Annotated in this window: 19 protein-coding genes; 2 read left to right on the forward strand and 17 right to left on the reverse strand. The window is 46.1% G+C overall.

What is annotated here, in order from left to right:
* Positions 1 to 50: 50 nt before the first annotated feature.
* From AC0J5I_RS01740 to AC0J5I_RS01750, 3 genes are all read right to left on the reverse strand, one after another.
* Positions 51 to 425, reverse strand: a complete 375-nt coding sequence (locus tag AC0J5I_RS01740) for a hypothetical protein (RefSeq protein WP_475302763.1) — start codon at positions 423 to 425, stop codon at positions 51 to 53.
* Positions 409 to 1737 (reverse strand): MATE family efflux transporter, encoded by a 1329-nt coding sequence (locus AC0J5I_RS01745; protein WP_475302766.1) that lies wholly within the window; start codon positions 1735 to 1737, stop codon positions 409 to 411. Before AC0J5I_RS01745 ends, AC0J5I_RS01740 begins: the two co-directional genes overlap by 17 nt.
* Before the next feature lie 175 nt (positions 1738 to 1912).
* Positions 1913 to 2734 (reverse strand): hypothetical protein, encoded by an 822-nt coding sequence (locus AC0J5I_RS01750; RefSeq protein ID WP_475302769.1) that lies wholly within the window; start codon positions 2732 to 2734, stop codon positions 1913 to 1915.
* Positions 2735 to 3021: 287 nt separating this feature from the next.
* On the opposite strand from AC0J5I_RS01750, the gene AC0J5I_RS01755 reads away from it, so the two are divergent.
* Entirely contained in the window at positions 3022 to 3396 is a 375-nt protein-coding gene (locus AC0J5I_RS01755) for a nuclear transport factor 2 family protein (RefSeq protein ID WP_475302771.1), read from the forward strand.
* 619 nt (positions 3397 to 4015) lie between these two features.
* Here the strand turns inward: AC0J5I_RS01755 and AC0J5I_RS01760 are convergent.
* From AC0J5I_RS01760 to rlmD, 6 genes are all read right to left on the reverse strand, one after another.
* On the reverse strand, positions 4016 to 4930 hold the full coding sequence (locus tag AC0J5I_RS01760; protein ID WP_199902987.1) for a GGDEF domain-containing protein: 915 nt from the start codon (positions 4928 to 4930) through the stop codon (positions 4016 to 4018).
* An 808-nt stretch (positions 4931 to 5738) separates the two neighbouring features.
* The gene (locus tag AC0J5I_RS01765) at positions 5739 to 6230 is read right to left on the reverse strand and encodes a CDP-alcohol phosphatidyltransferase family protein (protein WP_475302777.1); all 492 of its coding nucleotides are present in this window, start codon (positions 6228 to 6230) and stop codon (positions 5739 to 5741) included.
* A gap of 121 nt (positions 6231 to 6351) precedes the next feature.
* On the reverse strand, positions 6352 to 6741 hold the full coding sequence (locus tag AC0J5I_RS01770) for a VOC family protein (protein WP_475302780.1): 390 nt from the start codon (positions 6739 to 6741) through the stop codon (positions 6352 to 6354).
* A gap of 152 nt (positions 6742 to 6893) precedes the next feature.
* Positions 6894 to 7397: a cysteine hydrolase family protein gene (locus tag AC0J5I_RS01775; protein ID WP_475302783.1), complete on the reverse strand. Its 504-nt coding sequence runs from the start codon at positions 7395 to 7397 to the stop codon at positions 6894 to 6896.
* 177 nt (positions 7398 to 7574) lie between these two features.
* Positions 7575 to 8267 carry a hypothetical protein gene (locus tag AC0J5I_RS01780; protein WP_475302788.1) on the reverse strand — a complete coding sequence of 231 codons (693 nt, stop codon included), beginning with the start codon at positions 8265 to 8267 and terminating at the stop codon, positions 7575 to 7577.
* Positions 8268 to 8624: 357 nt separating this feature from the next.
* Positions 8625 to 10007 (reverse strand): 23S rRNA (uracil(1939)-C(5))-methyltransferase RlmD, encoded by a 1383-nt coding sequence (rlmD, locus tag AC0J5I_RS01785; protein ID WP_107995552.1) that lies wholly within the window; start codon positions 10005 to 10007, stop codon positions 8625 to 8627.
* A 219-nt stretch (positions 10008 to 10226) separates the two neighbouring features.
* Here rlmD and AC0J5I_RS01790 point away from each other — a divergent pair, with 219 nt between their 5' ends.
* On the forward strand, positions 10227 to 10625 hold the full coding sequence (locus AC0J5I_RS01790; RefSeq protein ID WP_107995551.1) for a VOC family protein: 399 nt from the start codon (positions 10227 to 10229) through the stop codon (positions 10623 to 10625).
* 67 nt (positions 10626 to 10692) lie between these two features.
* On the opposite strand, the gene AC0J5I_RS01795 is transcribed toward AC0J5I_RS01790, so the two are convergent.
* The 8 genes from AC0J5I_RS01795 to pcrA all read right to left on the reverse strand — a co-directional run bounded on the left by AC0J5I_RS01795 (position 10693) and on the right by pcrA (position 21744).
* Positions 10693 to 11103 carry a thioredoxin family protein gene (locus AC0J5I_RS01795; protein WP_107995550.1) on the reverse strand — a complete coding sequence of 137 codons (411 nt, stop codon included), beginning with the start codon at positions 11101 to 11103 and terminating at the stop codon, positions 10693 to 10695.
* A 110-nt stretch (positions 11104 to 11213) separates the two neighbouring features.
* Complete coding sequence (locus tag AC0J5I_RS01800) at positions 11214 to 12245, reverse strand: diacylglycerol kinase (protein WP_475302801.1); 1032 nt, start codon at positions 12243 to 12245, stop codon at positions 11214 to 11216.
* 547 nt (positions 12246 to 12792) lie between these two features.
* Positions 12793 to 14223 (reverse strand): Asp-tRNA(Asn)/Glu-tRNA(Gln) amidotransferase subunit GatB, encoded by a 1431-nt coding sequence (gene gatB / locus AC0J5I_RS01805; RefSeq protein ID WP_475302805.1) that lies wholly within the window; start codon positions 14221 to 14223, stop codon positions 12793 to 12795.
* Between the two features lie 12 nt (positions 14224 to 14235).
* Positions 14236 to 15690 carry an Asp-tRNA(Asn)/Glu-tRNA(Gln) amidotransferase subunit GatA gene (gatA, locus tag AC0J5I_RS01810; protein WP_107995547.1) on the reverse strand — a complete coding sequence of 485 codons (1455 nt, stop codon included), beginning with the start codon at positions 15688 to 15690 and terminating at the stop codon, positions 14236 to 14238.
* Positions 15687 to 15992, reverse strand: a complete 306-nt coding sequence (gene gatC / locus AC0J5I_RS01815; protein WP_107995546.1) for an Asp-tRNA(Asn)/Glu-tRNA(Gln) amidotransferase subunit GatC — start codon at positions 15990 to 15992, stop codon at positions 15687 to 15689. The genes gatA and gatC overlap by 4 nt, the downstream gene beginning before the upstream one ends.
* A gap of 293 nt (positions 15993 to 16285) precedes the next feature.
* Entirely contained in the window at positions 16286 to 17419 is a 1134-nt protein-coding gene (locus AC0J5I_RS01820) for a CamS family sex pheromone protein (protein WP_475302814.1), read from the reverse strand.
* Complete coding sequence (gene ligA / locus AC0J5I_RS01825; protein ID WP_475302818.1) at positions 17412 to 19442, reverse strand: NAD-dependent DNA ligase LigA; 2031 nt, start codon at positions 19440 to 19442, stop codon at positions 17412 to 17414. The genes AC0J5I_RS01820 and ligA overlap by 8 nt, the downstream gene beginning before the upstream one ends.
* Before the next feature lie 19 nt (positions 19443 to 19461).
* On the reverse strand, positions 19462 to 21744 hold the full coding sequence (gene pcrA, locus AC0J5I_RS01830) for a DNA helicase PcrA (RefSeq protein ID WP_475302822.1): 2283 nt from the start codon (positions 21742 to 21744) through the stop codon (positions 19462 to 19464).
* Positions 21745 to 21929: the final 185 nt, after the last annotated feature.

Consider the following 21929-nt stretch of genomic DNA (forward strand, 5'->3'; position numbering starts at 1 on the left):
CGAACAGTGCAGACTAGACGTTCGAGGAGTTATTTTCTGCGAATATTTTATTAGCTAGGGTCTTTATCAGTACTATCATCCATAGCCGGAAGTGCCAGTTCAAAGGACTTGACCCTTCTTTCCAGGAGGGTTTTTTGGGGACTGCCTAGCTTCGACTTGGCGTAGACGCCTTCGATTGAGGGCAGCAAACCGGCAAGCAGGATGCGGGCTTCCGCCAATTCTTCCGGTGAGTAAGTATGGGACTTTTCTTCCCAAACGTGTTCCAGCACAGCCAAGCCGATGCGGAGGGCCTTTAGCCGTTTCGCCACCACGTTCGTGTTGGCGCCTTTCTCGGTCATACTGCTCAATGCATTTTCGGATTTGCGGATGGTCGATCGGAAGGATTTCAGCGATTCCTCTTTAGTTGTTTCAGTCAAATTGTCCATAAACAAGCGTCCCCTTCTCGGTGGCATTCGCTAAATAGAGCGCAAAACCGGCGACGATCAGCTCGGAAAGTACAAAGGCCGACCAGATGCCCGTCATTTGCCACATATTGCTGAACACTATCGCCAAGGGCACAATGATCGCCAAGCCCCTCAGAATGGAGATGATGAAGGCGGCGCGTGCCTTTTCGGTGGCGCTCAGGAACATCGCCGTCACGATGTTTATGCCGACGAAGAAAAAGCCCAGGAAATAAATCTTCATGCCTTTATCCGCCAGTTGCGCGATCGCAAGATCATTTTCGTTGTTGAATAGGCTGATCAGCGTGTCCGAATAGGTAAATGTGCCCGCATAAATCAGTCCGGCTATCAGGACAGCTGTCAGCAAGGCATACTCCTTCACTTTTTTGACCAATTCCCACCTCTTCATCCCGTAGTATTTGCTGATGAGCGGCTGTACGCCTTGCCCCAGACCCGTGAAGATTGCGACAGCCACAAAAGCAAGATTCGCAACAATACCATATGCAGCGACTCCCCTATTCCCCTCGAGCCCCAAAATCAGCAGATTGAACGTCGTCAACACGACCGCGGAGGACACTTCCATGATGAACGTTGAAGAGCCCAGATTGAGGATATCCATAACCGCCGGACGGGTCATTTTGTGTTTAAGGAACGCCGACTTGCGCTTCCTCGCTGCGAAGTGCGTGGACAGGATGCCCAAACTGATGATCGGCGAAAGGCTCGTCGCAAAAGCGGCACCGAACATACCCATCCCGAACGGAAAGAGGAAAATATAATCCAGGATCACATTCGAAAAGCTGCCGACCAGCATCGCCGTCATGGCCAGTTTGGGATTATTGTCATTGCGCACAAAAGCGAGCACGGTGTTATTCAGGATGAAAAATGGCGCAAAGGCTAAAAGCGTAGCCATGTAAGCGTGGGTCAATGGTAAAGTGACCGCGTCCGCCCCGAGCGCCGATGACAGTGCTCTAGATCCGAATAAGCCGAGCACAACGAACAACAAGCCTGCGATGACACCAAGTTTGAGTGCACCCGCAAAGATCCCTTCAGCTTCTTCCCCTTTGTTTCGAGATTTCAATATGCCGAAACGGGCGGCCCCGCCGATGCCGATCATCAAGCCGACACCGTGAATCAGGCTGTATACCGGCACAGCAAAATTCAACGCAGCAATACCATTTGCCCCCAATGCTTTCGCTATATAGAACGTGTCGGCCAAAATGTAGAAGGACACGCCAATCATCCCCAAAATATTCAAGCTGACGTACTTCGAAAAGTCCCTCAGTAATGTTTTTTCCATGTTGCAATCTCCTTCCAAAATAAAAAAGATGCCCCGAAAACATTCCTTCAAAGACCTACGGAATGTTTCTGAACACCTTGAACTCTCTGCCCGGTGGCAAAAAGAGGATTATCTATTTGGTTAATATCACTTGATTATAATTTTTCGGAGACTGATTGTCAATGCCGCCATCAGATCAATTTGCCCTAGGCATTACTTCAAATTTTTTCACACTGAAAAATAAGCAGCCAACCATGACTGCGGCTATATCCACAAAAGTTCTTAACAACAAGTCAATCATATCAGCATCAAACACAAGCGGCATGAAGAAGTTAAACAGAAACAGATTCAGGCCAAACAACACGCCTCCAACAATCAGCACATTTGCGGTCCTGCTGCTCTGCTGAACATGTTTGTTGAACCAATCCAAAACACACGCAGTGGTAAGTCCAGTCACTGCGCACCAAATGAGGGTTTCCAAAGGTTTTTCTGCAAAGGACGAATAAATATCCAACACATAATACTGGATCAGTCGCCCGATAATAAACAGCCCCGTAATGGCAACAATCGCCATAATACTGCTGTTCCCTGGCAGCTTGCTATTACTTTCCCCCTCTTTTTTTCCAAGCATAATTCCTACCAAGGCACCCATGACCAGTAGGGAAAAACTATCAGCCAGAGGGTATGTGATTCTGTCAAGTGGCGCGGCGTGCGGTAACGGCTCGAGCAGATATACAATCCAAACAAGGCTGCAAGCAATACCGTATTTAAGTCCTTGTACTACCCTGCTCCCCGACAACTGATCGCATACCAGCAAAAACATCGCTGCTATCAGCGAGAAGGCAATGACACCATACACAGAAAAAACTAACGGCATCGTACCGTTGACCACAAACACACTTGGAGGCAAAAACGACTCTTCTCCAGGCGGAATCAATAGCTGTCCAATAATCCTCGAAAAGGTTGTCATCACGCCCACAAAAAGAATCTTGAGTATACATTTAGTCCTTTCTACCACTACCGCACCTCACTTATCTATCAACTTATGGTATCTTACTTCTGTAATTTGCTTGATGGAAATCTGGAACGTATACTTTAGTTAGAGCATCCACAAAACAGTTGTCCATCCCTCCGGTTATTATTATACGTCTTCATCCAGCTACATACCAAAGTTTTAACCGATTGAAAGGCCGTTCCGCCTGACTCATGACTGAAATCGGGAGCATGCGGTGGCACTCATTCAATCATGCAGATCAATAGCTAACCGGCTCTTCCGAATAAAGTATGATACATGGAGGTTATAATATGTCTGAGCAAGTAACAGTTGAAACATTGAAGAACTTTCTGGAAGCATTCAATCGTCACGACCTGGATTCCATCATGAGCTATTTCGCAGATGATTGCATCTTCTATATGCCCCGAGGCACCAAACCCCGTGGCGATCGATATGTCGGAAAAGCGGAGGTTAGAGCAGGTCTGGCAAGTCGATTCGAGGGTATCCCGGATGTACATTATGGAGAGGATCAGCATTGGATCTGCGGCAATTTGGGAGTATCGGAGTGGACTCTCACCGGTACGACTAAATCAGGGCAGCAGATTGAAGTGCGAGGTGTTGATCTGCTCGAGTTCGCTGGAGGAAAAATTATCCGCAAAGATTCTTTCTGGAAGATACTGGGATGATGGGCAGAGACTACTCTCGGAAATGTGTCAATCACCTATAATGCTCGTGATATTGTCAAAGGCAGCCAACAATATGTTGACTGCCTTTATTTATAATACTTTATCATAAACTCAAAGTTCCCTATATCAGTCTGTCTTTACGGAAGCCTGCCGTTATAAAACGCCAAGCAGCCTTTCGTTTTGTCAGCCAAGCGATTTGGGCGTCATTCCTGGTGTTGCTGAGTATTCTTGGTATTAAAAATTTTGCGACTGTGGCTGGAGCGATTTCCCTCTGCCGGACAGCGTAACATTACATCCGGCTCGCAGAAACTCGGTTGCCATAGAAAAACCAAGGCCACGAGTACTACCCGTTATCACAATGTTTTTCATAATATTCCTCCGTTAGTGTGGATTCAGCCATTCCCGAATTGGCAGGAGATTCCCTCTCTTGTGCCGTCAAAACCGTTCATTACAACATGGTTTCGCAATCGCTTTCTTCGCAACATATTATATCATACCGCTATAGACTGCCAGTGCGCAAAAAAAGCCGCAAGGAAAATCATTATTCATGACAGTCCTTGCGGCTTTACATAACGGTTAAAAATTCCTTTGATAACCTATTTTTTAGCATTTCTTCCTACTAACCAACCACTTTGTTCCTTCCGGACTTTTTAGCTTCATATAATTTCTTGTCTGAACGGTGAATCAGAGTCTCATAGTCTATCATTTCTTCGCTTGTTATAGTATAAAGTCCAAAACTTGAAGTTAGCTTGATCTTTTCTCCATTATAGCTAAAAACTGTATCTTCAATGGCTTTTCTCATTCTATCAGCGATAACTCCTGCGATTTTTTTATCTGTATTTGTTAAGCAGACAATAAACTCTTCACCGCCAAATCTGGCAATCCAATCCACATCTTGTCTTGTGTTTTTCCCAAGGATTCCGGCAACTTCTTTTAATATGTGATCCCCTGCCAAATGACCATAGGTGTCGTTGACTTTTTTGAAATGATCAATATCTGCCATCAGGACTGAGATTGGTTGATTTTCCAGATGAGATTTGACCATATCTGCAGGTAATCTTTCAATGATATATCTCTTGTTATAGATTTGTGTCAGCTCATCTGTTACTGCTGCTACATTGGCTTGTTCCAGCAGTCTTTTAATTTCCAAGCTTTCAGTTAACTCTCTGTCACCAAGAATCATGCTTTTTGTAACGTTTTTTAAAAGTTCAACTACAACCATTCTATCTTCTATTTTTACAGGTATTGCTGTAACCATAATGATTTTATCAAGAGAAGTTTCTATTTTGATAAAAGTGTCATTTTCATTGTAGGCTCTCATGGAAATACAATTCTTGCATACCGTACCTTTCCCCCATATGCCAAAACAGGCTTCCAGAACCGGCATGAGTTCTTCTTGATTTTTATTTTTAACAAATAAGACTTCCTTTTTAATAGGGTCTACAATCCTTACCTGTTCATACATTTTTTCAAATGTTGTCAATTGACTTATGAGTGTCTGAAACCCCTTCAAATTTATTTCTACCTTAATCACCTCTTCTTAAGATTTATCGTTACAGCAAAGCATACCCTATTTTCTCATTTTTTTCATTTCAATTATACCATAGGTAATTTCTACCGAAAATTCAAAGTTAACATATATAGGATTCTTCCTGATGAACAAATGGGTAAGAATGAACTTCCATATCCCATATTTCACCATTAGCCAATCTATGTCGAAAGTTAAAAGTCACTTAAACCGCGCTCAAAAAAATAACCCCTGAGAACAGCTAAATAAGCCATTCTCAAGGGTGTGAACATTTCTCTATCTGTAGAACATCTGATATTGATTTTACTGAAAAAGTAATTGTACTTATAGTGTGTCTCCAATACTCTGCGGTTTAATGATGGACACCACTCCTCAAATAAAGCCGCCATCATTTTGTTTAACTGTTCTTTTTTCTTTCTCTGTGTTTTGCAACATTATAAAAAAACATTCCCTAAAACCTTACCTAATCAAATTTCAATTTATCACCGCTAAGGCAGTACATTTTACGACCACATCAAACCTTAGCGAATCCTATACAAATCTAGTCTATAATAGTGTGAAAAAAAACGCAAGGACTGTCACAATGACTGTCCTTGCGGCTTGCTGTTTTATTCTATTATTTGTTGCGTGTCAGCGCAACGACTGATTCCACATGTCTCGATTGTCCCTGATTGATGTCGCCATATCAGAACATATCTACACATTTTATCCGATTTTCAAGTGTTCACGAAAACATATCCATACCAAGATTATCCGTCTCATTCATTCCCCTGCCTAAATCTCGGTAGTGATAAGTAACAGGTCGGGATTTTCTCTATACCTCTTTTCCTGCTCTTATAAAATGTCCTTCCTGAATCGCTGCGAAGGTTGCCATGCCACATACCACGATAGCAGTATACTTAAGTTCAATAAAAGATAATGTCAGCGGCAGCAAGAAAAGCAATACTCCCGTAAACTTGTTCATGATGGTATGTTCTGTCACAAACTTCTTCTGGCACATGAATCCTGATATAACATTAATGATTTTTATTACAGCAATCGCTAAAATCCATATCCAGAGCCATATGGGAATATCCAAAACAGGAAGCAGCTTAACCAAGCAAGCCACAATAAATATGAAATCAGCAATCGTATCCAGTTTGGAGCCAAACTTACTGTCGATGTTCGCCTTTCTTGCAACAGTACCATCAATCATATCCGTGAAGCCGCTTATCAAAAACAGTGCATAAAACTGCGGTGAAAATGCAGGAAAGAAAAACAGCAGAACGCTGCACAGGATACGACAGCCAGTAATGATGTTTGCCATTTATCCACTCTCCTTTCCCGTGGCACGTCAATGATAATTGGACTCTTGTCAGCTGTGCAACAGTCTCAAATCCAGATTTATCTCATCAGGCTATTCGCCAGCTTTTTTTCTTGACAAAGATTTATTTTTTGAATGAACCAATTTCAATCAGGTTCCCTTCTGGGTCAGCGATGTAGCATGTGCGTTGTCCCCAAGGCTGAGTCGTGGGCTCCAAGATAGGGATTGCACCTTTGGATACGACTTCATTAAAGGTCAAATCAACCGCATCATAGTTATCCACGCTTAGGGCAATTTCATAATGTCCATTAATTTCATTCGCATAACCAAAGGCTCTGTTTGTCATCTTTTCAAAGTCTGTCCGACGATACAATAAAAACAAGGTTCCATCCTTGACCAAATACACATTCGATGCGTTTTCATCTTCCCGGATTTCAAAATTCAGAACATCTCTATAAAAGCGGACCATCGTTGCCATGTCTTTTACGAAGATCCCAAAACCATCAAGTTTCATAGTGTTTCCTCCGATTATTGTTCATCGTATATTGCCCCTCGCAGTTTGTATTCTCCATTTCTTCCACTATTGAGACACGTACAACTCCCTGCCCCGATGCTTCTCTTTCTGCTGCTTCCTTGTATTCCTTTATATGTTTTGGAAAGGTTCTTTCAACCTTTCAAATTTCCAGTATATTCGGCGAGCGTCTTGACCTCACAGCCCTTGTCTGCGTAATAACGGAGCATTTCGTCCATCTTTTTCAGGTCATAACTGGTGACACAGTCAGAAATGACACGTACTGTGTAGCCGGCCTTAGCCATGTTGAAGCAGGTGGATTTCACGCAGGCGGTGGCATCCGCACCGGTGATATAAAACTCGTTTATGCCGTTTGCCTCGATAAATGCGGCAAATTCCTCACTTGTCAGAGCGTTGCCCTTGGTTTTCAGGAAGAAGTTTTCCGAAACGATCTTCATCTCGGGAACAAGCTCTGCGCCTTTTGTGTCCGGCTTGAAGGTGCGTGTACCTGCGGAAAGATTGTTGTGCTTGATGTACACAACGTGCATTCCCTTGCTCACAGCCCAATCTATGGCAGTATTGATGTTATCAATGATTTCCTTATAGTGCTTCGTGATGTCGTTCTGAATATCTATAATAACAAGTGCTTTCGTCTCCATATCTCTCCGCTCCTTATGTTTATTAGGTTATATATGTCTCACTGGAAACTGATCTGTCGTCTCATCCTATTCTCGTGACATCAACACTACCGCCTCAACATGGGTTGAGTGGACACAATGTATGTCATAGCACTACATACGTTCCAGGGAACATATCTACTAACCCTTTAACGATAGCTACGATTTTGCACCCAGTTGAATAATATTGTTTATCTTGTCTAGTGTAATCTTATAGTCATTAATCTCATTATCATCTAGATAATTAATAATTTTTTCTTGATTAATTCTATCATTCCAAAATCTAAGTGCTATCTTCACATATTCAAAAAATTGTTCTTTAGTAGTAATTAAGTGGCTTCCATACACTATCAAGTCCGTTGTAAAGCTTTCTTCAATTCCATAAATATCTTCAAAATAATCAAACACACTACAATAACTATCAAGAAACTTAGCCAATAACAGTCTTTGCCCAATTGTCATATTAATTGCCCCACCATTAATAATAGGGACTTTATAATCGTCATAATAATGACTTAACAAACAAGCAAATGTATCAAACCTATCATTTCCGATTGCATTTTTTATATTATTTAGTCCTCCGGTTTTAGGCATTATGCTTACATTCATTGGGGAATATCTAATAATTTTAAATAGTTCATTTAATTCATCGAACACTTCGTCTTCCATTATAATTGAACCATAAAGTGTATAAAACCTCACATTTTTCAAATTTAGATTAAAGCAAACATCCCCCCCGATTTCAATTAACTCTCCAGAGTGAGAATATAGGTACTCCTTGCCATTAGAAGACATATTGCTTCCATAGTACTTCATGTAAAATTCTATTGATTTTTCATCAAAATCTCCCATAGCTATGCTCCTTTATTGTGTATCCATCCTATCGTGTCAACCCGCCTTGACACTACACTTTGGACATCAACACTACCGTCTCAACATGCAGGGTTTGCGGGAACACCTCCTCTGGTTGGATGCTGCCTACGCTGTAGCCGCCTTCGTGGAATAACTATAGATCACATGCCATTGTAGCTGGGTTGCACGTGCAGAGGTTATTCCGAAAGCAGATTAAAAAAAAGATTTCAGTCCATCACAATCATTATAAACTCTTTGGATGGCCATCGCTAAGTGCAACATCTTTTTGAATGCAAAAAAATCCGCAAGAACCGTCATCACTCATGACGGTCCTTGCGGATTACTAATTTTTCCCTATTATTTGTTACGTGTCAAAGCCACTACTGACTCGACATGCAGCGTTTGCGGGAACAAGTCCACTGGTTGGATGCTGCCTACACTGTAGCCGCCTTCGTGGAATAACTGTAGGTCGCGCGCCATTGTAGCTGGGTTGCAGCTGACATAGACGATGCGCTCAGGAGCGATTTCCAAAGCAGCTTCGATGAATGCCGGTTCCAAGCCTTTGCGTGGAGGATCGACAACCAAGACATCCGCTTTGACGCCTTCTGCAGCCCATTTCGGCATCACTTCTTCGGCAGCGCCGATTTCGAAGGTAATGTTATCGATGTTGTTTGCTGCGGCATTCATTTCAGCCATTTTGACGGCATCGGGAACAACTTCCATCGCATACACGTGTTTCGCTTTTTCAGCCAATGACAAGGAGATTGTTCCGATTCCGCAATAAGCATCGATGACGGTTTCTTCGCCTGTCAATTGTGCAGCTTCGATCGCCAATTTATAAAGTTTTTCCGTTTGGATTGGGTTCACTTGATAGAATGAGCGGGAAGAGATGGCGAAAGTATGACCCATCAATTTGTCGCGGTACACGTCTTCACCGTGAAGGACGATGGTTTCGTCACCCAGGATGACATTGTTTTGTTTCGGGTTCACGTTTTGGACGATGCTGACCACTTCCGGTAAAGCCTCCAAGATAGCTGGAATGATTTTGCTTTGTGGGAACAATTTCGCCGTACGTGTAACTAGGACAACCATCATTTCGCCTGTGTAATAACCGCGGCGGATCATGATATGACGGATATTTCCGGTATGTTTCTTCTCGTCGTATGCTTTCACGTTGAATTCTTGCAGAATGTCACGGACTTTTACGATTGCTTCATCGATTTTTGGATCCTGGATCTGGAAGTTTTCCATCGGGATCAATTCATGTGTGTTGGTGCGGAAGAATCCGGTTACCAATTTGCCGTCTTTTTGACGTACTGGGATTTGTGCTTTATTGCGGTATCCCCACGGATTTTCCATTCCGATTGTCGGTTTGACTTCGACTTCAGGCATTTTGGCAATGCGTTTCATCACTTGCTCGACGTTGTTCTTTTTGAAAGCCAATTGGGCAGAGTAACGCAGATTCTGCAACGGCATCGTACCAACGCGTGTTCCTTTAACATCACGTGTCGGAATGCGGTCAGGAGAACTGCTCAGTCTTTCCTCAATGCGGGCGAATCCAAAAGATTTGCCGACTTTCGTCACTTTGATGATTGCCCGTTCGCCCGGTAGTCCATCCGCTACAAATAATGGATAACCCTCAACTTTTGCGACACCCATACCTTCTGACGTTAAGTCCTCAAATGTTACAGTCATCTTCTCATTTTTTATTACCGGTGCTACCGTATATTGTTTTTTCATATGTGCTCCTCAGTTCATAATTTATCATTCGGGTTCATTATACCAAAAAAGAAGGGGTCTCGATACAGCAAGCCCATTTGTTTGGAAAAAATAAGTACTTTCTCATAATATCGCCTGATGCGGCGCGTCTTATCGATAGGAAGTTTCGCTCGCGTTCAGTATAATAGAAATATATAGACCAGTTACTGATGGGTACAGGAAGAAAGCGAGGATGACAAAATGAGCGGACAACGGATTATTCCCTTTTTGACGTTACCGGGGACTGCAGAAGCAGCGATGCACTTTTATGTTTCCATTTTCCCGAATTCCAGCGTGACCTCCCTCACCAAAATCGATGAGGATGAACACGGTGAAGGCGGCCGTGTGATCAATGAGCAGTTTGTGTTGAATGGACAGGAATTCATGGCGATGGACATGGAAGAGGATTTTTTGCCGGATATGACTTGGGCCGTTTCCCTCTACGTGGACTGCGAAGATGAATCCAGCTTCGACAATTACTTTGATTCCTTATCCGCGGATGGCGTTGTGATGATGGGGCCTGAAGCAGTCGGCGAATTGCGTGCGGTAGCTTGGGTGACCGACCAATTCGGCGTCACCTGGCAATTAGTGTGGAAATAAAGCAAATGGGCTACTCCAGTTTTTTGGGGGCAGCCCATTCTTTTTGATTATCGGACATTCTCGCCTACTATTCTGCCGCCAATAATGCCGGCAGGTCCGCAACGGTGTCCAGATTGACGGACCCGACCGCTTTGCCATCCTCCAGTTTGATCAAAAGCGGCACAAACTCGACGCCGTAGGTATCCAGCACCTCATCATAGTTGGCATCATTGACACGCTTTTTCGTATTGTAATAATAAGCGGTCTGTCCGGTTTCCGTCAATTTTTCTTCCAGGATTGGACGGAACTCCTTGCAGTAAGGGCAATCATCGAAGCCGAAATAGAGGTAGGCCACATCCAGTGCGACCACTTCTTCGTATTCCGCTTCATTTGCGATGGCCACTATCGGGGAATTTGCCGCTTTCCCGCAGGCCACAAGCAGCATCAGCAGTCCGCTCAAAAATAAGATGGACAAAAATTTCTTCTGTTTTTTCGGCATACGGCAGGTCCCCTTTTGTGTGAAAGCTTCTTTTTTCCAGTATAGCAAAAAATGCCCGAGACCTCTCATCATAAGACCGAGTGGCCGGGCATTTTTTCCATTTTCAGTTTTTAGTTCTTGCCGTCGTAAGGCAAACGTTTGTCGTTTACTTCATCCGGATGCAAGGTTTCAACTTCCTTCATGAAGCCTGTGCCGGCACCTTCCAAAATACCTTCATCGACTTCTTCGATTGGATCAGCGTAATCGGAAGTATTCCCGATGATTTTGATGTGCTGCTGGTGGTTCGTGAACGTAGTCGGTGCATCACCGCCGTACTCCCCATCCAAGTTGATCATCAAACGTGAACCATCCATGGATTCTGCTTTCACAAAGCTGGTATGTGTATAAAGGACGTTCGAATTTTCAAGATGTCTGCCCCCGTTCAAAACTTGGGCCAACAGTTGCAGGATTTCGAAAATGTTCGCGGTCTTCACGACAAACAGCGTGAACTTGCCATCCCCCAAAACGATGTTCGGATCGATCGTCTCAAAGCCGCCGACCGAGTTGGTCAAGGCCACGAAGAACATGGAAGCCATGCCGTCGTAGACGCCGTCTTCATACTCGATGCGCATATGCATTGGTTTGAGCTGCGGGATTTTTTCGGCGCCTTTCACCAGATAGGCAAGGTAACCGAAAATGGTCTTCAGCTTCGCAGGGACGTCGTAGGTCAGGTCCGTCAGATAACCGCCTGCCGCGATATTTATGAAATAAGTACCATTGGATTGACCGATATCCATCGGGATGACATTTCCGTCAGCGATGATGCGGGCTGCATCCAATAGATTTGAGCGCGGAATCTTCAAAGCACGGGCATAGTCATTTGTGGTCCCTGCAGGTATGATGCCGACTGTCGGTCTGTGGTCCAATCCGGCGATACCGTTGACAACCTCGTTTACGGTACCGTCTCCGCCTGCTGCAACAATCAGGTCGAATCCGGCCAAAGCGGCACGTTCCGCTTCTTTTGTTGCGGAAAGCGGTTCGGGTGTAGTGGCGTAAGCACTGGTCTCATAGCCTGCTTCTTCCAATATTTGAAGGATGTCAATCATGCTTTTTTTCAGCATTTCTCTTCCGGAAGTAGGATTGTAAATTACTCTTGCTCTCATTCTTTTCCTCATCTTTCTAGGCTCATCTGTTATATAGATCACAATTTATCTTTTCTTGTCAAACCACTCAATTAATGATTATATCACCTAAATCATAATAATACTAATTGTTGAACTGGAAAAAGATAGGTTTATTGCGATTTTTTTGAGAGTTTATTATTTCAGAAAAATAGCCAACCTCCGGAAGGAAGTTGGCTGGAATGTGCTCAACGCAGACGCGTTCTGAATCTCGCTCTATCTTAGTTGAGTTCTGATTCGCAGAGTTCTCCGCCTAAGTTGACAACCACACGCGGACAAAAAACGTCCGCTTTGTGGTTGTCCTCTTAGTGCTCGAACTCTACCCGCGAATCATCACATCCTATTAGTCGAACTCTGAATTGCAGATAGAAAACGCATCTCTTGGCTTGGTACAAAGATTGCTAAAGACCTCAAACGTCGCACTGTGACGTTTGAGTGCCTAACGCTATTTAGACCCATCCAGCCAAACCCGGGCTGGTTGTTCCTAAATTTCGTTAGTGCTCGCCCCCTACCCGCAATTCATCGTATCCTATCTTTTTTCCAACTCCTGCGCCAGGAGTTGGTTGACCATGCCTGGGTTGGCTTGGCCTTTGGTTTGTTTCATGATTTGGCCTACCAGGAAGCCTTTGGCGCGATCTTTTCCGGCTTTGAAGTCGTCAACGGATTGTTGGCTGTTGTCCAAAACGGCGTTGATGATCGGCAACAGTTGCGACGGATCGCTCATTTGGATCAGGCCTTCTGATTCAACGACTGCTTTTGCGTTGCCGCCTTTTGTTGCCAACAGGCGGAAGACTTTTTTGGCGATCTTCGTGCTGATGGTGCCGTCTTCGATCAATGTGATCATGCCGGCAAGGTTCGCTGGCGTCAGTTTCGTGTCGGCCAGTTCCACTTTTTCACTGTTCAGGTAGGCTGATACTTCACCCATCAACCAGTTGGAAGCCAATTTGGCATCCGCACCGGCAGCAAGGGTACCTTCAAAGAAGTCGGACATTTCTTTCGATAGTGTCAATACCATTGCATCGTACTCAGGCAGATCGTATTCAGAAATGTATCTTTCACGGCGTTTTGCTGGCATTTCCGGAATGCTTGCTTTGACACGGTCGATCCATTCTTGGGAAACGGTCAAGCCCGGCAGATCTGGTTCCGGGAAGTAACGGTAATCACTTTCGCCTTCTTTGACGCGCATCAGGATTGTTTCGCCATTTGTTTCATCGAAACGGCGTGTTTCTTGTTGGATGACCCCGCCAGCGTTCAATACTTGTGCTTGGCGTTTTTCTTCATGAGCCAAACCTCTGCGGACGAAGTTGAAGGAGTTCAGGTTCTTCAATTCTGTCTTCGTGCCGAATTTTTCTTGGCCGAATGGGCGGATGGAGATGTTGGCATCGCAACGCATGGAGCCTTCTTCCATCTTCACATCGGATACATCTGTGTACATGATGATTTGGCGTACGGCATCCAGATAAGCATAAGCCTCTTCAGGAGAGCGCATATCCGCTTCCGATACGATTTCGATCAATGGCGTTCCTTGACGGTTCAAATCGACATAGGAATAGCCGTCCGATCCGTGCATGTTTTTGCCGGCATCTTCTTCAAGATGGACGCGCTCGATGCGGATTTTTTTCTTGACGCCTTCCACTTCGATTTCGACCCAGCCGTCATGGCCGATTGGGTTATCCAATTGCGAAATTTGGTAGGCTTTCGGATTGTCCGGGTAGAAGTAGTTTTTGCGGTCGAAATGCGTTTCCGTCGAGATTTCGCAGTTCAAAGCCAAAGCGGCCTTCATGCAGAATTCAATGGCGCTTTTGTTGATGACAGGCAAGACGCCCGGGTAGCCCCAGTCGATGACGTTTGTGTTTGTGTTCGGTTCTGCCCCAAAGTGTGCTGGAGATGGGGAGAACATTTTTGATTCAGTTTTCAATTCCACATGGACTTCCAGTCCGATGACTGTTTCATAATTCATAATGTTTTCCTCCTACAGGTTTGGGTGTTGATCAAGATAGTCGTTCGCTTGTTCCAAGGCAAAAGCGGCTTGATAGATTTTCGCTTCTTCGAAGTAATTACCGATCAATTGGATACCGATTGGCATGCCGTCAGCCGAGAAGCCCCCAGGAACGGAAATGGCCGGAACGCCCGCCAAGTTGATCGTTACGGTCAACAAGTCGTCCATATACATAGCCAATGGATCGTCGTTCTTTTCGCCGATTCCGAAAGCAGTCGTTGTAGTGGTAGGCCCCAGGATCAGATCGTAACCTGCGAAGATGTTCGCGAAGTCGCGTTTGATCAGCGTGCGGACTTGACCAGCCTTCTTAAAGTAAGCATCATAGAAACCGGCGCTCAATGAGAAGGATCCCAACATGATGCGGCGTTTCACTTCCATCCCGAAACCTTCGGAACGGCTCTTGATGTACAATTCATCCAATGAATTCACATTTTCTGCGCGGTAGCCATAACGCACACCGTCGAAACGTTGCAGGTTGGATGAAGCTTCCGAAGAAGCGATGATGTAGTAAGCAGGGATTCCGTAGGCTAAAGTCGGCATGCTGACTTCTTCCACGGTAGCGCCCATTTCTTCGAATTGGGCAGCTGCTTTTCGTACAGCCTCTTGGATTTCAGCGGATACGCCATCTTGGAAATATTCTTTCGGCAAAGCAATCTTCAAGCCTGCTACATTTCCGTTCAGGTTCGCACTGAATTTAGGCACTTCCAACTTCATGCTAGTGGAATCTTTGGCATCATAGCCGCTGATTGCTTCCAATAATAGTGCATTGTCGGTTACGTTGCGTGTCATCGGACCGATTTGGTCAAGGCTGGATGCAAAAGCAATCAAGCCGTAACGGGATACGCGGCCGTATGTCGGTTTCATGCCGACGATGCCGTTGAAGGCAGCCGGTTGACGGATACTTCCGCCTGTATCTGAACCCAATGAAGCGACAACTTCGCCGCTGGCAACAGCAGCAGCGGAGCCGCCGGATGAACCGCCGGGAACTTTAGTCAGGTCCCACGCATTTTTGGTTTTTTTGTAGTAGGAGTTTTCCGTGCTCCCGCCCATGGCAAATTCGTCCATGTTCAGTTTTCCGACGTTGATGGCGCCGGCTTGCTTCAATTTAGTGACGACTGTTGCATCATAGATCGGCATAAAGTCGCCCAACATGCGGCTCGCCGCTGTCGTAGTCACGCCTTCGGTTACGATGTTGTCTTTGATCCCTAATGGAATACCGTTCAGGACATTGCCGTCAGCGTAGCCTTTTTCGTCCGCAGCTTGCGCTTGTTTCAAGGCTCCTTCTTCGTTCAAAGCCAAGAATGCTTCCACTTTTCCGTCTGTTTCAGCGATGCGTTTGAAGGCTGCTTGTGTCAGTTCCACAGAAGAGAATTCTTTGTTGACTAAACCTTCATGCAGGCTCGTTAGCGTTTCATTGAAAATACTCATGCGCCTTCCACCTCGTTATCTAAAATTGCCGGCACTTGGATCATGCCGTCTTCGGCTGTCTTGACGTTTTTGAATAAAAGTTCGCGATCTGTTCCTGGTTCCGCTACATCTTCACGCATGACATTCTTCAATGCATAGCCATGAGAAGTCACGGGTACATCCGTTGTATCGACTGCTTCCAATTGTTCCACCATGTCGATGATGTCGCCCAATTGTTCTGTAAAATGTGTGATTTCATTAGGAGCGAATTCCAGCTTGGCCAGTTTTGCTACGTGACGCACTTGCTCTTCAGTGATTGCCATGTAATACCCTTCTTTCTGTCGTTTTGTGTAGTCATCGTTTTTTTACATACTTGTTCATTTTAGCATAAAAAGCATCGGTTTGTGGGAGTTTTCTCACGTTTCCACCACTTTCTGAAAACCGTTAAAAGCGGAACGGGTTCGTTCAGCCCTGAAAGAAATTTAGGAAATCGTGCCGACTGAGCATCGCAGAGCGCAATAGGTACGATTTATCTAATTTCCGAAGGGCTAACCCGTGAAGCTGGAGAAGAAAAGCGGTACGGGTTCGTTCAACCCTGATTATGGAAAACTATCCGCTAATCGAAGATATGGTAACTGAAGCCCTGGCTGTCGTTCTCTCTTGTAAGGAACGATTCGATGCCATTGATCGATTCAACGGTGATCTCAACAGGAATGTTTTGGGGCAGGAACCGCCCTGCCGCATCCGTTACGTGCTGGGTGAACGCGATGATTTCCGTTTCTCCATAGAACTGCGTCGTGATGTCGATTTCGAGCGACATCAGCTGTCCATCGATGTATTTGCCTTCACCGACTATACCGTTCAGATTCGGGAAGAAATTTTGCACTTCATTTTTGAAGTTGTCGAAGTTGGAAGATTCTTCCGTCTGCGTTCCGCTTTGCAAAGGGAAGACAATTTTGCTTTCATTGCGGGTAATCCATTCACCGATCGCATTCCCTTCCGTGGAGACGCCTTCGAACAGATAGACGCCGCCGACCGGGCTGTCCTGCGCCGATTGTTCATAAATGCCGATGACGATCGGAATGCTTTCCAATCCTTCGGTCTGGCGCAAACGCGTAACAATCGTATTTGCATAGGCTTTTGCCTGTTCTTCCAGTTTATCGCGAGAAATGGCTTGTTCCATTGGCACATCGTTCACCTTGTAATAGTCGACCGAATTCATTGCCAGTCCGATCGTCATCCCGGCCAATTCGAAGCCATTTTCATTTTGGATCATATAGTCCTGTTCCAAAATCTGCTCCAGATAAATCGGCTCTCGGGTCGCTGCGTCGGTACTGCCGTTATCGGTCGGATTCAAACCGTCCGGATTGGAATCGCTGTAACGTCCCAACCATAACCTCGTCGTATCATAATCGATGACTTGACCTTCCTGAAAAAAATATTGGTCGGTCGGAAAAACATTTTTTGATACATCCAACAGATCCGCCTCAAAGTCTTTGATGTTAGCTGTCGAGTTCAGCGAGAGGCTGACGCCTCGATTCTGGCTGAATTGGTACTTGCCGTCCACAATCAAGGCCGGGTAATAATCGGTCGACAACTGATTCTGTGTCGTTTGGACAGTCACTTTTTCAGGGCCGGTATTGGTTGTATTCTCCGTTGTTTGCGTCTCTGATAGCTGTCCGCAACTGGCTAACAGGAACATCGCTGCTCCGGAGACAGTCATAAGGATGACGCTTTTCGCTTTATTCACTGCTGTCACTTCTTTCCAAGTTTTTCACCATATCTTCTTCTGTCCAGACAGGGATGCCCAAAGATTGGGCTTTTGCCAATTTGCTGCCGGCTTCTTCTCCGGCAACGATCCAATCGGTCTTTTTGGAGACACTGCCAGTCACTTTTCCGCCGAGTGCTTCAATCATTTGCGTTGCTTCGGTTCGGTTATAGTGTGTCAGTTTGCCTGTCAATACAACGGTTTTGCCGTTCCATATAGAATCAACCGCGGCCACCTCAGCCTTTTTCTTGCCCAGGTAGGTCAGATTCACGCCATTCGACCGGAATTCTTCAATCAGGTCCTTCACTTCAGGCAATTGGAAATAGGCTACAACGCTGTCCGCGATGATGTCACCCATGCCTTCGACGTTCATAATTTCTTCTTTTGTAGCCAACATCAGGCGCTCGACGGTTTCGAATTCCGCTGCCAGACTGGCGGCCGCCTTCGATCCGACATGGCGGATACCCAATCCGAACAGTAGGCGTTCTAATGAATTTCCTCGGCTCTGATCGATGGCGGTCACGATATTATAGGCGGATTTCTCTTTGATTTTATCCAATTGATACAGGTCTTCTTCGGTCAGTTTGTACAGGTCGGCTACGTCTTTGACAAGTCCTTTTTCGAACATTTGGCTGACGACGCGAACACCAAGACCGCTGATATTCATCGCATTGCGCGAAACGAAGTGGGACAGGCCCTCTTTGATCTGGGCCGGGCACTTCGGATTGATGCAGCGCAGAGCTACTTCATCCTCCAGATGCACCAAGTGGCTCTCGCAGGCGGGGCACACTTCCGGAATTACATAAGGTTCACTTTCCGGATCTCTGCGGTCGATGAGCACATGCTGGATTTCCGGGATGATGTCGCCGGCCTTATGGATCACCACAGTGTCACCGATGCGCACATCCTTTTCGCGGACGAGATCGACGTTATGCAGGCTAGCGCGTTGCACGGTAGAACCAGCCAAGAAAACAGGATCCATAACGGCTGTGGGCGTCACGACACCGGTACGGCCAACAGTCCACTCGATGTCGCGCACGATTGTTTCGGCTTCTTCTGCCTTGAACTTATAGGCGATTGCCCACCGCGGCGCTTTTACCGTATAGCCGATTTCTTCTTGAGCAGCGAATGCATTGACTTTGATGACGATGCCATCGATATCGTATGGCAAATCTTTTCTTTTCGCTGCGATTTCTTCCGTGAATGCCCAGACTTCTTCGATTGAATCGAAAAGTCTGCGTTCCGGATTGGTCCGCAAACCAACTTGAGCCAATCGGTTCAGCAGCGCATCTTGCGTTTCCACAGCCAATTGTTCGAAATTGGTTGCGCTGTACAGATAGATGTTCAGGTTGCGGCTGGCCGCAATACTGGAATCCAGTTGACGCAGACTGCCGGCAGCGGCGTTGCGCGGATTCGCGAAAATCTCCAGGCCTTTTTCATCACGGTCCGCATTCAATTGGACGAATGAAGCTTTTGGCATGTAGCATTCGCCGCGGACTTCGAAAGTCAGCGGTTCATTCATGCGCAACGGGATCGATTTGACCGTCCGCAAGTTCTGCGTGATGTCTTCACCGGTGTTTCCGTCCCCACGCGTCGCGCCTTGGATGAACAAGCCGTTTTCGTACTTCAACGATACGGCCAAACCGTCGATCTTCAGCTCGCATATGTATTGCAAAGGCTGGTCGGTCAATTTGCTGATCCGTTGATGGAATTGCAACAGTTCTTCCTGATTGAAGGCATTCCCCAAGCTCAACATCGGTGAATCATGCTGAACCTTTGTGAAGCCAGGCAGGATGGTTCCACCGATTCGTTGCGTCGGTGAGTCCGTGGTGATCAGCTCAGGATGGGCTTTTTCCAATTTTTCCAGTTCTTGATACTGCTGGTCGTATTCTTTATCTGAAATACTGGGCTTGTCCAGTACATAATACTCGTAACTATAGCGGTTGAGGAGCGTCTTCAACGTCTCGATGCGCTCTTGGGCTTCGGTCAGACTTTCTTTCGCCATGAATGGTTCCCCTCCTAAATTATGCTTTTTCGATCGGTGCAAAGGATGCCAACAAGCGTTTGATGCCGATGTCTTTGAAGGCGATATCCAACGTCAAACCGTCGCCTTCTCCGCTCGTCTGAACGACAATGCCTGTGCCCCATTTCTTATGGCTGGCTTTGTCCCCAACAGCCCAGCCAAGGCTGGCTGCACCGCTGCTTCCGGTTTGCTTGACAGACTGCGTCGTTTTTTCACGCGGTCCGTCCGAAAATGGCTGACTGAAGGCTTTCTCCTGGCGGGTGTCGCTTGCTGTTTTCCAGCGGCCGCCCGAGCTTGCCGGTTTTGAAGAATACATACTTGACGTGGATCCCGAACTGTCCTCGCGGTCCAGAACGGATCCGTCCAATTCATCAAGGAAACGCGATGCCGGGTTGGACATCGTGCGTCCATAAAGCATGCGGGAATAGGCATTCGTCAGGAACAGTCTTTGCTCCGCCCGCGTGATGCCGACATAGGCCAGGCGCCGTTCTTCTTCCATCTGGTCCTCATCCATGAAGGAGCGGGACGACGGGAAAATGCCGTCTTCCATCCCGATGATGAAGACGATTGGAAATTCCAATCCTTTGGCTGCATGCATCGTCATCAGCGTCACTTCGCTCTGCGGTTCTTCCTCGATCTGATCCAAATCGGAAACCAGCGCCAAATCGGTTAGGAAGGAGGTCAGGTCAAAGTCGTCTTGATTCATTTTATCGAACTCCTGAGTTACCGACAGGAATTCATTGATGTTTTCGATCCGCGCTTCCGACTCCAGCGTCTTCTCCATTTCGAGGGCTTCCAGATAAGTCGTCTGGGAAAGCAACTCCTGCACCAATTCCGTGATTGGAAGGAATTCCTGCATTTTATGCAGATTGTCCATTATGGTAGCGAATTTCTTCAATTCCTTCGCGGCTTTTCCGGATACGCTGGACATTGCCACATCATGAGCAGCCTGCAATAAGGTCAGGTCATGCATATTTGCGAATTCGCGCAGTTTTTCGACACTAGCATCACCGATTCCGCGTTTCGGCACATTCACGATCCGGCCGAAGCTCAAGTCATCCGATGGGTTCACGATCAGGCGCAGATAAGCCAAAAGGTCTTTGATTTCTTTGCGGTCGTAGAACTTGCGCCCGCCGACCATCTTGTAAGGGATGTTCGACTTCAGGAGGTTCTCTTCGATAACACGCGACTGGGCGTTCGTCCTGTAGAGCACTGCGAAATCCCCGTACTGGCGTTTGTTTTCTCGGACTTCCTGCTGCATCTTCGAAATGACGTAACGCGCTTCGTCGTGTTCGGATTGGCCCCGGTAATAGACGATGTTCTCCCCGTCCGGATTATCTGTCCACAACTCTTTTTCTTTCCGGTTGACGTTGTTTTGGATCACGTCGTTGGCTGCGCGCAGGATTTTTTTGGTGGAGCGGTAATTTTGCTCCAGCAAGACCACTTTTGCGTCCGGATAGTCCTTCTCGAAGTTGAGGATGTTTTCCATATCGGCACCGCGCCAACCATAGATACTTTGGTCCGCATCGCCGACGACGCAGATGTTTTTGAATTTGTTGGCCAACAGCTGCACTAATTGGTATTGAGCGTAGTTGGTATCCTGGTACTCGTCCACGTGGATGTAATGGAATTTATTTTGGTAGTAGGACAGCGTTTCTGGGTATTCCTGAAACAGCTTGACCGTCAACATGATCAGGTCGTCGAAATCCATCGACTGGCTGTTTTCGAGCGCTTTTTGGTAATCCTTGTAGCACTCGAAGACGATATTGTCGATGTATCCGCCGGCCAGATCGCCGAATTCCTTCGGTGTCTGCAGCTCATTTTTTGCTTGGCTGATCCGCCCCAGAATCATGCGGTGATCGTATTTTTTGGAATCCAGATTCTTTTCGCGGATGATGCGTTTCATCAATGTTTCGGTTTCGCTTTGGTCGCAGATGGTGAAGGAGCGCGAATAGCCGAGCTGTTCGCTCTCTCTTCTTAGGATCCTTACGCACATGGAGTGGAAAGTGGATACCCACATGTCGTTGCCGACTGTTCCGACCAAGCGGATGACCCGCTCTTTCATTTCTTTTGCCGCTTTATTCGTAAAGGTGATGGCTAAGATGTTCCAAGGGTTTACTGATTTTTCTTCCAGTAGATAGGCCATACGATGGGTCAGCACACGCGTTTTGCCGCTGCCTGCCCCCGCCATGATCAATAGTGGCCCTTCCGTCGCCAAAACGGCTTCTGCTTGCCTTGGGTTCATTCCTTTTATGAGATCGTGTTTTTGTTGCACAATTGCCATCCTTTCTTTTGTTGCCTTTGTTTCAGAGTGTGTATGGGTATGTTCTTTTTTGATAGGTTCAAGGCGATGGTGCAGCCTTATCGATTCTGATTTGCATCATGGTTTAGTCTATCATTTTAGAGCCTGTCTATCAATGAATCCCCGGATATTTTAGAGAGTTTTTAACCCTTGTTCCCCTTGGTGCA

Source organism: Trichococcus sp. TS_SC_9 (assembly GCF_056156325.1).

Coding starts and splice junctions, on each gene's coding strand:
- AC0J5I_RS01780 (WP_475302788.1), bottom strand. CDS start 8,267: ATGGGAGATTTTGATGAAAAATCAATAGAATTTTACATGAAGTACTAT.
- ligA (WP_475302818.1), bottom strand. CDS start 19,442: ATGGCGAAAGAAAGTCTGACCGAAGCCCAAGAGCGCATCGAGACGTTG.
- AC0J5I_RS01745 (WP_475302766.1), bottom strand. CDS start 1,737: ATGGAAAAAACATTACTGAGGGACTTTTCGAAGTACGTCAGCTTGAAT.
- gatB (WP_475302805.1), bottom strand. CDS start 14,223: ATGAATTATGAAACAGTCATCGGACTGGAAGTCCATGTGGAATTGAAA.
- gatA (WP_107995547.1), bottom strand. CDS start 15,690: ATGAGTATTTTCAATGAAACGCTAACGAGCCTGCATGAAGGTTTAGTC.
- pcrA (WP_475302822.1), bottom strand. CDS start 21,744: ATGGCAATTGTGCAACAAAAACACGATCTCATAAAAGGAATGAACCCA.
- AC0J5I_RS01765 (WP_475302777.1), bottom strand. CDS start 6,230: ATGGCAAACATCATTACTGGCTGTCGTATCCTGTGCAGCGTTCTGCTG.
- AC0J5I_RS01770 (WP_475302780.1), bottom strand. CDS start 6,741: ATGAAACTTGATGGTTTTGGGATCTTCGTAAAAGACATGGCAACGATG.
- AC0J5I_RS01795 (WP_107995550.1), bottom strand. CDS start 11,103: ATGCCGAAAAAACAGAAGAAATTTTTGTCCATCTTATTTTTGAGCGGA.
- AC0J5I_RS01790 (WP_107995551.1), top strand. CDS start 10,227: ATGAGCGGACAACGGATTATTCCCTTTTTGACGTTACCGGGGACTGCA.
- AC0J5I_RS01740 (WP_475302763.1), bottom strand. CDS start 425: ATGGACAATTTGACTGAAACAACTAAAGAGGAATCGCTGAAATCCTTC.
- rlmD (WP_107995552.1), bottom strand. CDS start 10,007: ATGAAAAAACAATATACGGTAGCACCGGTAATAAAAAATGAGAAGATG.
- gatC (WP_107995546.1), bottom strand. CDS start 15,992: ATGGCAATCACTGAAGAGCAAGTGCGTCACGTAGCAAAACTGGCCAAG.
- AC0J5I_RS01755 (WP_475302771.1), top strand. CDS start 3,022: ATGTCTGAGCAAGTAACAGTTGAAACATTGAAGAACTTTCTGGAAGCA.
- AC0J5I_RS01775 (WP_475302783.1), bottom strand. CDS start 7,397: ATGGAGACGAAAGCACTTGTTATTATAGATATTCAGAACGACATCACG.
- AC0J5I_RS01800 (WP_475302801.1), bottom strand. CDS start 12,245: ATGAGAGCAAGAGTAATTTACAATCCTACTTCCGGAAGAGAAATGCTG.